The organism is Prauserella sediminis (genome assembly GCF_014195435.1).
Lineage (GTDB): Bacteria > Actinomycetota > Actinomycetes > Mycobacteriales > Pseudonocardiaceae > Prauserella > Prauserella salsuginis.
This window is the reverse complement of record NZ_JACIBS010000001.1, coordinates 1,162,126-1,177,391: the sequence shown is the minus strand read 5'-3', so window position 1 is coordinate 1,177,391 and position 15,266 is coordinate 1,162,126. Positions and strand designations below refer to the sequence as shown.

Genomic DNA, 15,266 nt, shown 5'->3' with positions numbered 1-15,266 from the left:
TTGCCTGCAGCAGCGGGTGTGTGCCCCCAAGGTGCCCTTGGGGGCACACACCGGGCTTGTTCAGTCGCCTCGGCGGACGGGGCCGAGGATCGCCTGCTCCTTGTTCGTCGTGACGAGTCGCAGCGGGCGCCACAGGTTCCGGCCGAGGGCCACCACCTGGTCGTCCTTCAACGTCGTCAGCTGACGGGTCATCTGCTGCGGCAATCGCCAGATCTGCGCGGCCAGGTCTGCCTGTCCCGCGGGCAATCGCTGCATCAGCACCAGATCGGCGCCGTTGGCGACCGCCGTGGCCTGCGGGTGCAGGTACGGCAGCACGTACACCGTCGTCTGCCACGGCGAACGCGGCGGGAACAGGTCCTGCGGTGTGGGGCCGCCGTCGTTGACGACCAGCAGCGGTGCGTCCTCCGACGGCCGTGGCAGTTCGACGGGCGAGAGCCTGCGGATCTGCACCAGCGGCGACGGCTGGCCGTCCCGCTGCGTGCCCGCGGCCTGCTGCAGCACGTGCCACGCGGCGGGCCGGCCCGTGGCGACGATGCACCACGCACCGACGGCCATCGCGCGCATCGCCACCTGCCGCGCCAGGTACAGCCCGCCGACCACCACGATGCGCGTGGGCACCGATCGCAGCGCGGAGACCGTCAGCGGCTCGCCCTGCAGGCCGGAGCCGAGGATGATGCCGCCGCGGTCACCGGACGGGCTCACGGCGTCGAGCAGCGCCGGGTCCGCGACGAACTCGGGTGCGACCCCGTCGACCTTGGTGGGGTCCTGAAGCCGGGTCATGCGGTGCCTCCCAGCGGGATCGTCGCCGCCAGTCCGTCGGTCTGCTTTCCGCGCAGCGGGGTCAGCGAGACGCCGACCTTGTCCGCCAGGGTGCCGAGCCGCTGGTCGGCGGCGTCGAGCTCACGCGGGTTGCGGGCGCTGACGCGGACGATGCCGCGCAGCGTGACCTTGCCTTCGTCCTCGGCGGGCGAGATCGCCATGCCGACCGTGGACGACAGCGCGCGCACACTGGTCAGGGCGTTCAGGTTCTGCGTGACCTTGCCCTTGGGCCAGCCGGTGATGGCGTAGCTGGCGTGGCCGATGCCCGCGGCCGTGACGCCCGTCCACTTCTCCTTGAGCGACACCTTCTGGCCCGAGCCCACGACGCCGGTGAGCTCGGCGGCGGAGATGCCGGCGCGGAGCAGCTCGTCGGCGTCCAACGGGCGGGTGGGCACCCCGTTCGACTCCAGGGCGTTGCGAACACGCGAGAGCGCACCCATCAGGGCGCGGTGCGCACCGACGACACCGCCGCCACGCTCCTGGACGGCGGCGGCGCACCGCTTCGGGTCCAGCCGCAGCGAGATCCACGTCGTCCGCCGCGCCGCCGCGGGGAGCGGGCCGAGGACCTCCATGTACGAGCTGAGGGCGGGCGAGTCGGAGGGCAGTGCGGCGCTGCCCGGGTAGCAGTGCCACGTCATCTGGATGGAGTCGAGCACCACACCGCGGTCTTCGAGACACGGTGCGAGCGCCGACAGCGGCAGGCTGGGCGCGCCGCCCGCCTGCGTGATCAGCGCCGGCGTCGGTTCGACGAGCAGCACCGCCGTCCAGGTGCCGTCGTGCCAGGCGAGGCCGACGTCGGAGTGCTCGTGGTCGTTGCCGTGTGCCACGACCAGGCCGGGAATCGCCAGCCGCAGCAGGTTGACGCGGACGTCGTCGTCGCCGATGACCGTCTCCTCCTCGTCGGCCACCGTTTCGATGGACTTCGGAGGCGGCGGTGTCGCCGTCCTGGCGCGCGAGCGGAACGTGTACCGCGACGTCAGGCCGGCCCACTGCGTGAACCACTGGCCGTGCCAGCGCAGCAGTGCCAGGACGACCGTCACGCCGAGGACACCGGCGCCGACCCACAGCAGCGACTCGTTGATCGCCACCAGGACCAGCCCGATGGCGAGCCCGACCTCGATCAGCACGATGTTCATCACCGGCAGTGGGCCGAGGCTCGCACCGAGCATCCGCTTGCGGGCGGGCGGTGCGTTCCGGGGCTGCGGTTCCGGCGGCTTCGGAGGTTCCGGCGGTGTCGGTTCGGGGCCGCCGGAACCGTGCGGACCGCTGGGCCCACCGGGACCCCCCGGCCCACCGGGACCACCTGGCCCGCCCGGCCCGCCGCTACCGGGGCCCTTCGGCCCACCGGGACCCGCCGGGCCGTTCGGGCCACCGGGGCCGGGGCCCTTGTCGGGACCCCCGGGGCCGCCGGGCCCCTGGGGACTGCCACCGGGACCCGCAGGGCCGCTCGGCTTGGGCGGTCCACCGGGACCACCCGGGCCGTTCGGCCCGCCGGGGCCGCCAGGTCCGCCGGGGCCACCGGGGCCGGGCCGTCCTGGACCCGGCTTACCGGGCCCACCGGGGCCCGCGGGAGCCCCCGGTCCGCCGGGACCTGCCGGCCGGTTCGGGCCCGCAGGCGCACCGGGCCCCCCTGGACCGGGCCTGCCGGGACCGCCGGGTCCACCGGGTCCGCCGGGGCCGGGCCGTCCGGGACCTCCGGGTCCCTGCGGGCGCTGCGGTCCCGGGCCCTGCGGCCTCCCTCCCGGAGGCGGGCCCGATGAACGTGGAGTGGTGACGGACATCCGCTGGCTTCTTCCCCTCTTGTCCCTCGCGTGTGCCCGGTCGGCCGCAGGCGAAGCCTGGTTTGTCCGCTGCGGGACGCGTGTGACGGTCACGCAGCGGAAACAGCCATCCCGGGGAGTCGCAGACTAGCGGGTGTTGGTAGAAACCAACACCAGCCGGTCCTGCACGGCTATCCTGCGGGACCGTATCGCGATGGGGAGGCAGTGGGGCGAGAATGCCGTCAACACCGACAACAAAGTCACAGGTTCAGGCGTACCGGTTCGTGCTGCGGAGGATGCAGTCGGCGCTGGTGCGCAAGGACCCGGTCATGCTGCACGACCCGATGCGGACCCATGGACGTGCCACGACGGTCGGCGTCGTCCTCGGCGCGCTCGGCTGCCTCGGTTTCCTCGTGTTCGGCATTTTCAAGCCGGCGCCGAAGGTGCCCGACAGCGGCATCGTCATCAGTGAGCAGTCCGGCCAGGTCTACGTGGTGCATCAGGCGCAGGGCGGGGACAAGCGGCTCATCCCGACGTTCAACGTCGCGTCGGCGAAGCTGCTGAGCATGGCTCAGGCCCAGCAGGGCAGCGAGGGCGGCGAAGGCGGGGGACAGCTGCCGCAGGCGCCCGAACCCGGTGACCTCGAACCGCAGGTCGTGCCCGACACGCAGCTGGTCGACATCGGCCGCGAACGACTGCGGGGCATTCCGGACGGTCCACCCCTGCTGCCGACCGGTGAGCAGGCGATCGGCCAGCAGTGGGCCGTCTGCGACAACCTGAACTACGACAGTTCGCTGCCCGATCAGACCGCGCGGCAGGAAGCCGTAGTCAAGAGCCAGGTGCTCGCGGGTGAGTCCGGTGGCTCCTCACGCGACGAACTGCCGCGAAACCAGGCCATCCTCGCCAAGGCCTCGAAGGGCGACGACGGCACCGTCTACCTGATCTACCGGCAGGCGGACACCCAGGCCGGTCAGGGCGACGCGGTGAAGGCGCCGGTCAACATGGCACCCAACGACCCCATCGTGAACGCGTTCGGACTGAGCGAGGACGGCATCCGCAACATGTCGCCGAGCCTGCTGGAAGCGATCCCGAACGCGTCGGGTGAGCTGATCGCCCCCGACGTCCCCGGCGCGGGCAGCTCGCCGCAGGACTTCGACGTGGCTTCGGCGCGGATCGGATCGGTCCTCGAGGTCCAGGACGCGGGTTCGACGACCTACTACGTCGTGCTGCAGCAGGGCGTCCAGGAGATCAACGAGGGTGCGGCCAGCGTCCTCCTCGCCGCCGATGAGAACGCCGCGACGGCGCGGCGCGTCGGGCCCGGTGGGATCGCCAGCGCGCCCAAGGTAGCCGAGGGTGACCAGGGCTGGCTCGAGCTCGACCACCTGCCGGTGACCGGTGACCTGGAGGTCGTCGACCAGGAGCTGACCCCGCACACCTGCCTCGGCTGGAGCGTCGAGGGTGAGGGCCGTGCCCGGGACTCGGTCACGAGGCTGTACGTGCACAACACCTCGCCGCTGCCGAACGGGGCGAACCCGATCGACGTCAGCACCCCGGCGCCCGACGGCTACAACCAGGTCGACCAGTTCTACATGCAGCCGGGGCACGCGGCGGTCGTCCGCGCGGCGACCACGCAGGAGACGTTCGACGGCGGGCCGCTGCAGTTGGTTTCCGACCGCGGTATCCGCTACAGCATCCCGGACGTGACGACGGCCGAGTGGCTCGGCCTGTCCGGGAACATGTTCAAGGCGGCACCGGAGACGATCCTGAAGATGCTGCCCGCGGGCTCTTCGCTGAACTACCAGGACGTGCGCCAGACGTACGACTCGGTGCAGGTGCGGACGCCCGGAGTCGAGAACGGAGCGGCCGCCGCAGGCGGCTGACCTGATCTCGTCCAAGGCCCTGTGACGTCGGCCCTGTGACGTCGGCCCTGTGACGTCGGCCCCGTGATGTCGGCGCTGTGATCGTGGCCCCGTGAGCTCGCTTCGCCGAGCCGCGGGGCCACGGTCGTGTCGTATCGGGTTCGGTCCGGACGGGCTCGCGGCCCGGAGGGTGGGGCAGCGCGAGCACCTCGGCGTGCCGAGATGCCTCGCAAGCGCGGGAGGCGGCTTCCGGGTCACGTCCGGTGCTGCGGAGGCGTCCCAGGCGCCCTCCAGGGGCGGGAAACGGGCCAGCGGCGTGAGATGGGGCCCGGAACGTCCCGGAAGTGCTTGGCACGCCTAGGAGGCGGCGAGAGGCACAGGTAGGTCTGGGGCGGGTCCCGGGGGCTGGACAGCCCGGCAGGCTGGACGCGCCGGCACGGCGCACACGAGCCGGCACGGCCCCGATGAGCCCGGCACAGACCAGAAAAGCGCGCCACAGACCGGAAGAGCCCGCCACAGACCGGAAAAGCCCGCCACAGACCGGAAAAGCCAGGCACACCGGAAGAGCCCGATAACGGCCGGACGCCTGCCGGCAGCTTCGGACGTGTCCGACGGCGCCGCATCCGGGAGCCGGTGGCACGCGGCTCGTCACAGTCAGCGGCCCGGGCCGCACGTGAGGCGGCCCGGGCCGGATGCTCGGGTGGTCACGGCCGGCCGGTTCGGCAGGCCCTGGTGGATCAGCCGGGTGAGCCGGAGGACGGCGCCTTGGCCGACGGGGCGGCAGTCTTCTGCCTGCGCCGCACGGTGTGCACGACGAACATCGTCACGCCGAGGGCCACCAGTGCGCCGGCGGAGCCGGTGACGGCCACGGCGAACGGTGTCCAGTTGGGCACGTTCGCGGGCGGCAGGTCGTCGGGCAGCGGCTGCTGTTGGATCGGCTGGATGCCCATCTCAGTGGGCACGTCGGCGGTCAGTGCGGCGACGGGGTCGATGACGCCGTCGCCGATGTACTGGTCGTGGCCGTCGGGCGTGGCCGGGTGGTGCGCGGTGTACTTGATGCGCTCCATGACCTGGGTGGCGTTGAGGTCGGGGTACATCTGCCGCACCAGGACGGCCAGTCCCGAGACGTACGGCGCCGCGAAGCTCGTGCCCTCGATGGGGGCCGCGTTGCCGCTGGGGTCGATCGTCTGGTTGACGATGCGGTCCGAGTCCTCCGCCGGGTCCAGGGAGATGATCTTCGTGCCGGGCGCGGCGACGCCGACCCACGGGCCGTTCATGCTGAACGGCGCGGTGCCTTCCTCGCCGGTCGCGGCCACCGACAGCACATGGTCGGCGAACACCGGCGGCGAGACGACCGAGTTGAGCTTGCTGGGGTCCGAGTCGGTGTTCTGCTGGCAGTTCTCGCCGACGTTGCCCGCCGCGCTCACGACGACGACGTCCTTCTCCTTGTGCGCGTACTTCACCGCAGCCTGGAGCTTCTGGTTCTCGACGTCGATGTTCTCCGAGTACGGCTGGCAGTTGTTGATCGACACGTTCATGACGCTGCCGGGTGCCGTGTCGGCTGCCTTGATGATCGCGGCCGCGAGTGTGGCGAGTGTGCCGGCGCCCTCGTCGCTGTCGGCCTGCCGCTGTGACGTCCCCGTGGCCGACGACTCGCCGGTGCCGGCGTCACCGCCGCCACCGTCCTGGCCACCGGCGTCACCACCGCCGCCGTCACCGCCTGCGCCGCCGTCACCGCCGTCCTGGCCGCCGCCGGCGCCGTCACCACCGTCGCCGCCGCCGTCGCCGCCCGGTTCGGGCTGCTCCGGCTCCTCGCTCTTCTCGTAGTACTGGCTGGACTGGCGGATCGCGTTGATCTGCACGTGCGGTGCGACGCCCTGGAATCCGATGTCCGGTGGGGTGTTCGCGCCGATGATGCCTGCGACCTCGGTGCCGTGGCCGTCGCAGTCGACGACGCCGGGACCGCCGTCCTTCAGGACGTACTCGCCGACGCCGTTGACCCTGCTGTTGCCGTCGGGGCCCGCCAGGTATGGGTGGCCGTCCTCGACACCGGTGTCGATCACGGTCACCGTCTGTCCGTCGCCCGGCTGCTTGCCCTCGGCGGCCAGGATGCGGTGGGCCTCCTCGAGGCGCAGGTACAGCTGGCCCCACGGTGCCTGCCGGAGGCGGTCGGCCTCTTCGAGTTCGGCGGCCTGCACACACTCGGTGTTGCGTGTGTAGGTCTCATTCGGACCGTCGAGTTTCAGCGAACCGACGGGCGGGAGATTGGTGTCGGGCGGGGGAGACCAGCTGTCGGCCTGGGCGGCCGCGGGCAGTGCCGGGACGAGCGCCGTCGTGGCGCCGATGGCCGCGGTGAGCAGCATCGCCGAGATCCGGCGCGCCGATCCGGTCCGGGAACCGGTGCCGACCCGGCCCGCTGGTCTCGACCCGGTGACGTGTGGACCGACCGAACGCACCCGAAACCCCCTTGACGTCTGTTTCCGTGCCTGCACGTGTCGCTGTGGCTGCACCTGTTCGGCGTGCCGGTGCGGGCGGCCGGCGCCCGCACCGGTGTCAGCCGAGTAGATCGAGGTGGCGGAAGAACGAGTACAGGCCCATGACGGCCAGCGCCAGCGGCAGTACCGCCGCGATGCAGATGGCCTCCAGGATGTCGACCGTGCGCCGCACCGGCGGCGAGAACCGCTGGTTGGGGATCACGACACCCAGCACGACCGAACCCGCGGCGATCACGGCGAACGCCACGGTCGCCCACAGCAGCTGGTCGAACGGCTCCGCGCCCTGCAGCCAGCCGATGAGGATGCCTGCGGCGGAGACCATGCCGGTGACCAGCAGCGCGACGGCCTGTGCGCCGTTGGCGTAGGTGCGGGCGCGCAGCAGCAGCACGACCGTGGCCACGGCACCGGTGAGAATGCCCCAGATGTCGCCGGAGGTCGCGGTGAGCATCGCCGCGAGCGCGGTGACGGCACCGCAGCCGACGAGCAGGCCCGTCATGTAGTTGTGCGCGGAGCTGGTGCGCTGCTCGATGTCGGAGTAGTCCGGGATCTCGGAGTCTTCCTTGAGCTCGTCGGCCGTGCCGGGAACGGTCGGCAGCGGCAGCTTCGCGAGCCAGATCGTCGCGCGGGGGAGCATGGAGATGCAGCCGAGCGCCACGGCGGCCGTGCCGGCGGCGATGCCGGGCGCCGGGTGGTCGACGAGCGTGGCGACGAGGAACGAGAGGACACCGAACACGCCGGCGGTCGCGGCGGCGATGAAGGTCGTCAGGCCCGTGCCCATGATCATGATCGAGGCGGCGGCGACCACGACCACGAGCGCGCTGCCCAGCAGCAGGTTCGGCCGGACCGAGACGTCCAGCGGAACGATGAAGAACCCGGCGACGAACGCCATCGGCAGGCCGCCCGCGGCGGAGATCAGCACGCCCGTCGAGATGGCCTGGTAGGCGCGGACCAGGGTGGCGCCCAGCGCGACGCACGCGACGGCCAGCACACCGCCTGCGATCGCGGCGAACAGCGCGTAGCCGCCGATGCCGCCGAGGAACAGCGCCAGCGCGGCGAGCACGGCCGACAGGCCGCCCGCGGCGTGGCCGATCTTGCGGGCGGTTTCCTTGCTCCACGGCCGGAAGCCGTCCGGGTCGGCCTCGGCGATGGCGTCGACGACGTCGTCGTAGAGCGGTGGCGGAGGGTTCTCGTTGCGCTTGCGCAGCTGCAGCAGCTCGCCGTCGACGACACCGAGAGAGGCGAGCGTGCGGCTCGGATCGAGCGGAGCGTCGCCCAGCTTGGCCAGCGCCCAGCCGCCGTGCCGAGCGCCGCCGTCGGGAGAGACCTCCTTGGCCATCTCCAGCAGCATCGGCATCAGGTCCGCAACGGCCACGTCGGCCGGCAGTGCGACGTCGATGCGGGTGCTCGGTGCGACCACCGTGACCCGGCTGAATACGGTCGTGCCCGTTGCCACCTGTTGTCCCCCTACTTGGATGTTCGCTGACCCGGTACTTATACCGCGCACGGGAACTTACCGTTCGCCCGCCCGGACGACTACGGCTACCTCACGCGCAGCTGCGGATGTGTGCCGTTTCTAGCGCACCCGGCGCCGCGATGGGACGGATTCGCTCCAGGCGGCAGTGACTTCGCCGGTCTGTGGATCGCCGGTTGCTCTCGTTCGCTACCGTGTGGTCTCGGCCAGCTCGTGGCCGGTCGCACGGCGACTTGATCAGCCGAGTTGAAGAGGGGTCTTTTCGGTGAGCACGCTGCAGTTCAAGCGGTCGCCACGTCTTGCTGCGCCCCGCCCGCCGGGCGGCGAGGTCCATCTCGAGCCGCCGCCAGAGGTGCCCCGCGCAATTCCGGGCAACATCATGATGAAGATCCTGCCGGTCGTCATGATCGTGGCGATGCTCGGCATGGTCGGCCTGATCATGGTGCCGCGACTGCAGGAGGGGCAGGCGCCGAGCCCGTTCATGCTGATGATGCCGATGATGATGATCATGTCGATGGTCGGCATGTTCGCAGGTGGCGGCAAAGGGGGAGGCGGCCAGAAGAAGGCCGAGATGAACGAGGACCGCAAGGACTACCTGCGGTACCTCGGCCAGATGCGCGAACGCGCCCGCGAGGCGATGGAGGAGCAGCGCGCCTCGCTGGAGTGGGTGCACCCGGATCCGCAGACGCTGTGGTCGATGGCGGCCACGCGCCGGATGTGGGAGCGCAGGCAGAACGACCAGGACTTCCTTCACCTGCGGGTCGGCCGCAGCGCGCACCGGCTGGCGACGCGCCTGGTGCCGCCGCAGACCGGCCCCGTCGACGAGCTGGAGCCGATCGCCACGCTGGCGCTGCGCCGATTCGTGCGGGCGCACTCGATCGTCCCGGACCTGCCGACGCAGATCACCCTGCGCGGGTTCGCGGCCGTCGGCGTGCAGGGGGAGCGCGAGCTCGTCCGCGGGCTGACGCGTGCGGCGCTGGCGCAACTCGTCACGTTCCACAGCCCGGAGGACGTGCTCATCGCGGTCGCGTCGACCGGTCGGTCGAAGGCGGAGTGGGAGTGGGCCAAGTGGCTGCCCCACAGCCAGCACCCGACGCTGTCGGACGGCATCGGCCAGCTGCGCATGATGGCCGGTTCGCTCGCGCAGATCGAGCAGTGGCTGGAGGAGGAGCTGCGCGACCGGCAGCGGTTCTCGCGCAACGCCACGCCGCCACCGGACCAGCCCCACATCGTGATCGTGCTCGACGACGCCGACGTCACCGGCGAGGAGCGGATCCTGCTGGAGGAGGGCCTGGTCGGCGTCACGCTGGTCGACCTGTCCGACACGATCGGCAACCTCGCCGCCCGCCGTGGTCTGCGCCTGGTCGCCGAGCCCGAGCGGCTCGGTGCGCGCAGCGCGGGCGGTGTCGAGTGGTTCGGCGCGCCCGACACGCTCAGCCTCGTCGAGACCGAGGCGCTCGCGCGGAAGCTGTCGCCGTACCGCATCGGCACGGCGGCCGCCGAGGACGGTGAGGAACAGCCGCTGCTGTCCAACCCGTCGCTGCTCGAACTGCTGGGTATTCCCGGCGACCCGATGACGTTCGACGTGCAGCAGGCGTGGCGGCCGCGCCCGGTGCGCGACCGTTACCGCGTGCCGTTCGGGGTCGGCGAGATGGGCCAGGCGGTCGAGCTGGACATCAAGGAAGCCGCGATGGAGGGCATGGGCCCGCACGGCCTGTGCATCGGTGCGACCGGTTCCGGTAAGTCCGAGTTCCTCCGCACCCTCGTGCTGGGCATGCTGGCCACACACTCGTCGACGTCGCTGAACTTCGTGCTCGTCGACTTCAAGGGTGGTGCGACGTTCCTCGGTCTGGACAAGGCACCGCACGTGTCGGCGGTCATCACCAACCTCGCCGACGAGGTCACGCTGGTCGACCGTATGAAGGACGCGCTGGCCGGTGAGATGAACCGCCGGCAGGAGGCGCTCAAGAACGGCGGCAACTTCAAGAACGTCTGGGAGTACGAGAAGGCCCGCGAGAACGGTGCCGACCTCGACCCGCTGCCCGCGCTGTTCATCGTCGTCGACGAGTTCTCCGAGCTGCTGAGCGAGAAGCCCGACTTCATCGAGCTGTTCGTCGCCATCGGCCGGCTGGGCCGGTCGCTGCAGATGCACATGCTGCTGGCCTCGCAGCGCCTCGAGGAGGGCAAGCTGCGTGGTCTGGACTCGCACCTGTCGTACCGGATCGGCCTGAAGACGTTCTCGGCCGCGGAATCACGCGCCGCGATCGGTGTGCCGGACGCGTTCGAGCTGCCGTCGGTGCCCGGTGGCGGTTACCTCAAGTACGACACGTCGACGCTCGAACGGTTCAAGGCCTCGTACGTGTCCGGTCCGTACCGGCCCGCCGGCATCAAGGCCGCGGCGCCGGGCGCGAAGGTCGTGCGCGCCGACAAGCGGCCGCAGCTGTTCGTGCCGGACTACATCGAACTGCCCAAGGAACCGGAACCCGAACCGGAGCCGGAACCGGAACCGCAGCAGCCCGAGTCCGAGGAGGCCGTGGAGCCGAGTGAGCTCGACGTCATCGTCGGCAGGCTCGTCGGCCAGGGCCCGCCCGCTCACGAGGTGTGGCTGCCGCCGCTGACCGAGCCGAACTCGCTCGACACGTTGCTGCCGAACCTCAACCCCACCGAGGAACGCGGCCTGTCCCCGGTCGGGTTCTTCGGCAACGGCAAGCTGCAGGTGCCGCTGGGCATCGTCGACCGTCCCTACGAGCAGCGGCGCGACCCGATGTGGGCGGACTTCTCCGGTGCCGCGGGCCACGGCGCGATCGTCGGCGGCCCGCAGTCGGGCAAGTCGACGCTGCTGCGGACGCTGATCATGTCGATGGCGCTGACGCACACGCCGCAGGAGGCGCAGTTCTACGCGATCGACCTCGGCGGCGGCACGCTCGCCTCGCTGGACGGCCTGCCGCACGTCGGCGGTGTCGCCGTGGCGAGGCGGGATCCGGACAAGGCCCGCCGGATCGTCGCGGAGCTGACGACGCTCGCCAACGAGCGCGAGTCGCGGTTCGGCGAAATGCAGGTCGACTCGATGGCCGACTTCCGCAACCGCAAGCGCCGGGGTGACATCACCGCGGATCAGGACGCCTTCGGCGACGCGTTCCTCGTCGTCGACGGCTGGCGTGCCCTGCGGGACGACTTCGAGGAGCTGGAACCGCAGATCACGAAGCTCGCGGTGCAGGGCCTGGCCTACGGCGTTCACGTGGTCATCGCCTCGAACCGGTGGGCCGACATCCGCCCGGCGATCAAGGACATGCTCGGTACGCGGTTCGAGCTGCGACTGGGTGACCCGACGGAGTCCGACATCGACCGCCGCACCGCGGTGAACATCCCCGCAGGAAGGCCGGGTCGTGGTCTGACCCGCGACAAGCTGCACTTCCTCGGTGGACTGCCGCGGATCGACGGGTCGAGCGACGACGAGACCATCGGTGAGGGTGTGAGCGACGCCGTCGCGAAGATCAACGCCGCGTGGCACGGCCCGCACGCGCCGCAGGTGCGGCTGCTGCCGGAGCTCATGCCGTACGAGGACGTGCTGGCGATGGACAACCGCCGCGACTCGAAGCTGGTGCCGATCGGTGTCAACGAGGACGAGCTGGCGCCCGTGTATCTCGACTTCGACGCGGATCCGCACTTCCTGGCCTACGCCGACGGCGAGTCCGGCAAGACGAACCTGCTGCGGCAGATCGTCCGCGGCATCACCGACCGGTACACGCCGAAGGAAGCGGTGCTGATCCTCGTCGACTACCGGCGCACGATGCTCGGGTTCGTCGAGGGCGACCAGGTGCTGTCGTACGTGGTCTCGGCCAACCAGCTCGAAGGCATCGTCAAGGAGGTCACCGGGTCGATGCAGAAGCGGCTGCCCGGCCCGGACGTCACGCCGCAGCAGCTCAGGGACCGTTCGTGGTGGCAGGGGCCGGAGCTGTTCGTGGTCGTCGACGACTACGACCTTGTGGCGACGCAGCAGAACAACCCGCTGCGGCCGCTGGGCGAGTACCTGGCCCAGGCGAAGGATGTCGGCCTGCACATGATCGTCGCTCGCCGCACCGGTGGTGCTGCGCGGACCGGTATGGACCCGATCCTCGGCAAGCTCAAGGAGCTGGCGATGCCTGGCATCGTCATGAACGGTTCCAAGGACGAGGGCCAGCTGCTCGGCAACGTCAAGGCCGGGCCGATGCCTCCGGGCCGCGGCAACCTGGTCAGCCGCAAGGTGGGCAAGCAGCTCATGCACGTCTCGTGGATCAATCCCGAGTGATCACCGCGATGTCGGACCGATCACCGGTCGCCTCTGACATCGGAGGCGGCCGGTGACTTTTCGCGTCGCGATCGATTTCGGCACGTCCAGCACCTGTGTGGTGGCCGCGATCGGCGAACGACAGCCGCAGGTCGTCGTGATCGACGGCCAGCCGCTCATGCCGTCCGCGGTGTACGCGCACAGCGACGGCACGCTGTTCGTCGGGCAGGAGGCGGAACGCCAGGCCGCGGTCGACCCCGCGCGATTCGAGCCGACCCCGAAGCGGCGCATCGACGAAGGCGAACTGCTGCTGGGCGACACGGTGCTGCCGGTCGTCGACGTGGTCCGCACGGTGCTGTCGCGGGCGGTGGGCGAGGCGCGCAGACTCGCGGCGAACGCCGATGTCGACCTGCTCGTGCTGACCCATCCCGCCGACTGGGGCGCGGTGCGCACGCGACTGCTGCGGCAGGCGGCGTCCGGGCTGGGTCACGAGGTGGCGCTCGTGCCGGAACCGGTGGCGGCCGCGGTGTTCCACGCGGCGACCTACACGCCCGCGAAGGGCGAGAACCCGGAGAAGACCGTCGCGTTCACGGGTACGCCCGGTGACACGCTGGCCGTGTTGGACTTCGGCGGCGGCACGATCGACGTCAGCGTGGTGCGCAGGACGGAGTCGCAGCAGCGGCGGACGGCGTTCGAGGTGCTCGCGACTCGCGGTGATCCGGGGTTCGGTGGTGCGGACATCGACCAGGCGTTGCTCGAGCACGTCGGGTCGCTCGTGCCCGCAGCGGACCGTGAGGCGTGGGACGAGCTGGTGCAGGGCCGCGAGCTGGCGGATCGCAGGCGTAGACGGGTGCTCCGGCAGGACATCCGTGGCGCGAAGGAGACGCTGTCGCGTCACGCCTACACCGACGTGCCGATGCCCCCGCCGTTCGCCGACGCGCACGTCACGCGTGAGCAGCTCGAGGAACTGATTGCCTCGCCGCTCGGCAGGGCGGTCGAGTTGACGCTCGCGACGATCGAGGATGCGAAGCTGCGGGCCAAGCAGCTGACGGCGATCTTCCTGGTGGGCGGGTCGAGCCGGATCCCGATGATGTCCCGGCTGGTGCACGAACGCACGGGCGTGGTGCCGACGACGCTCGACCAGCCGGAAACGGTAGTGGCTCGCGGTGCGCTGCGGGCGGTGCAGGTGATCCCCGACCGCGGCGGCGCCGTGCCGGGTGCGCTGCCGGGCCGTGGCAGTGAGACCACGACGGTCGTCGGCCGGGACGAGGCGGACCGGGCCGTCCAGGGCAGGCCGGCTTCGGGACCGGTGGGTTCCGGCCAAGCGGGGCAGGTACCGCGGGGCGCGCCGGGGCGGCAGGCCGGCCGGTCGCAGGGCTGGCACGGCGGACCGAATCCGCAGGCACCACATCCGGCAGGTCCGAACCAGCAGGTCGGTGGCCAGCAGGGCCCGCAGGCACGGTCGGCTGCGAACCCGTCCGCAGCGCCGGGACCGAACCATCAGGCAACGGGACGTCCGCAGGCGTATCCGCCGAGCGGGCCGCTGCCGCACCAGCAACCGAGCGGGCAGCAGCCGCAACCGGGTGGTCAGCACCAGCAGTCGGCGCCGTACGGCCCATTCGGTCAGCAGCCGTCGCAGGGTTTCGGCCAGCAGCCGGGCCCGCAGGCCGCCGACGGCGGCGACGGTGAGGGCCGGCCGAGTCGGAAGCGTCGCGGGCTGGTGTGGTCGACGGCCGCCGTCGTCACAGTGCTCGTGGCCGGTGCGGCGGGCTGGTTCTTCTTCCTGCGGGACGACCGGCCGCCCGGTACGGAGATCGCGCGGTTCTCCTACTCGTTCGTGGCCCCCGAGGGCTGGGAGAAGGTCCTCGAGGACACCCAGCGCGCGAGGGTCGCGTTCGCTCCGGAGGGCTCGGACGGCTCGGACCGGGTCGTCGTCCAGCAGATCGAGCAGGACTTCGATGCGGGCGAGCAGCATCGGCAGCTCTACGACACGCTGCGGGCCGACGCCGACCAGGCGAACGCGCAGAGCCCCGGCAAGTACCGCAATTTCCGCCAGCACCACACCTATGCGGACAAGGACACCATCTACTACGAGGAGTTCCCGTCCGAGGGCGTGGTCATCAAGTGGTACGTCCAGGCCAACGGCAGGGCGCAGGTCAGCATCGGATGCCGCGTCGTGGAGATGAAGCAGCGGCTCGAATCGGGCTGCAACCAGATCGTCGGCACGTTGGAGTTCACCAACTGACGCCCGATGGCGGCCTGCAGGGGCCTTGCACTGCGGCTGCGGGAGTCTCGTTCGCAAACTGCGGGAGTCGCGTTTGCGAATCAGCGTTGTCGCATTCGCAAACCACGGCCGGAGAACCCGGGAATCGATCCTCCGCCGGTAACCCGTCCGTGGTCGCAGGCCCTTCGAAAACGAATGCAAATGACCGTACGTATGGTTCTGACCTGCGAAAACACGACCGGTTCCTGCTGGTTCCAACCAGTTGCGTTTACGGGAGCAACTACTTCCCAGTCCGGTGGGACATCGTGGAACCGATCGTGGCAGGGTCTTCGTCGTAGGGTCAGTACGAACGAGGAAGTACTCGACCGAAC

The 15,266-nt window shown here is 70.9% G+C and carries 7 protein-coding genes; 3 read left to right on the top strand and 4 right to left on the bottom strand.

Features of this window, described 5'->3' with window-relative positions:
- Positions 1 to 60: 60 nt before the first annotated feature.
- Positions 61 to 780, bottom strand: coding sequence for a hypothetical protein (locus FB384_RS05140; RefSeq protein WP_183779614.1), 720 nt, complete (start codon positions 778 to 780; stop codon positions 61 to 63).
- Positions 777 to 1,988, bottom strand: a complete 1,212-nt coding sequence (eccE, locus tag FB384_RS05135) for a type VII secretion protein EccE (protein WP_183779612.1) — start codon at positions 1,986 to 1,988, stop codon at positions 777 to 779. The genes FB384_RS05140 and eccE overlap by 4 nt, the downstream gene beginning before the upstream one ends.
- 827 nt (positions 1,989 to 2,815) lie before the next feature.
- Between eccE and eccB the strand changes: the two genes are divergently transcribed.
- Positions 2,816 to 4,459, top strand: coding sequence for a type VII secretion protein EccB (gene eccB, locus FB384_RS05130; protein ID WP_183779610.1), 1,644 nt, complete (start codon positions 2,816 to 2,818; stop codon positions 4,457 to 4,459).
- Positions 4,460 to 5,175: 716 nt separating this feature from the next.
- Here eccB and FB384_RS05125 read toward each other — a convergent pair.
- Both FB384_RS05125 and eccD read right to left on the bottom strand, forming a co-directional pair.
- A complete protein-coding gene (locus FB384_RS05125; RefSeq protein WP_183779608.1) occupies positions 5,176 to 6,801 on the bottom strand; it encodes a S8 family serine peptidase in 1,626 nt (541 codons plus the stop codon).
- A 190-nt stretch (positions 6,802 to 6,991) separates the two neighbouring features.
- Positions 6,992 to 8,386, bottom strand: a complete 1,395-nt coding sequence (gene eccD, locus FB384_RS05120) for a type VII secretion integral membrane protein EccD (RefSeq protein ID WP_183779606.1) — start codon at positions 8,384 to 8,386, stop codon at positions 6,992 to 6,994.
- Positions 8,387 to 8,669: 283 nt separating this feature from the next.
- On the opposite strand from eccD, the gene eccCa reads away from it, so the two are divergent.
- Both eccCa and FB384_RS05110 read left to right on the top strand, forming a co-directional pair.
- Positions 8,670 to 12,692: a type VII secretion protein EccCa gene (eccCa, locus tag FB384_RS05115; RefSeq protein WP_183779604.1), complete on the top strand. Its 4,023-nt coding sequence runs from the start codon at positions 8,670 to 8,672 to the stop codon at positions 12,690 to 12,692.
- Between the two features lie 52 nt (positions 12,693 to 12,744).
- The gene (locus tag FB384_RS05110; RefSeq protein WP_183779603.1) at positions 12,745 to 14,916 is read left to right on the top strand and encodes a type VII secretion-associated protein; all 2,172 of its coding nucleotides are present in this window, start codon (positions 12,745 to 12,747) and stop codon (positions 14,914 to 14,916) included.
- Positions 14,917 to 15,266: the final 350 nt, after the last annotated feature.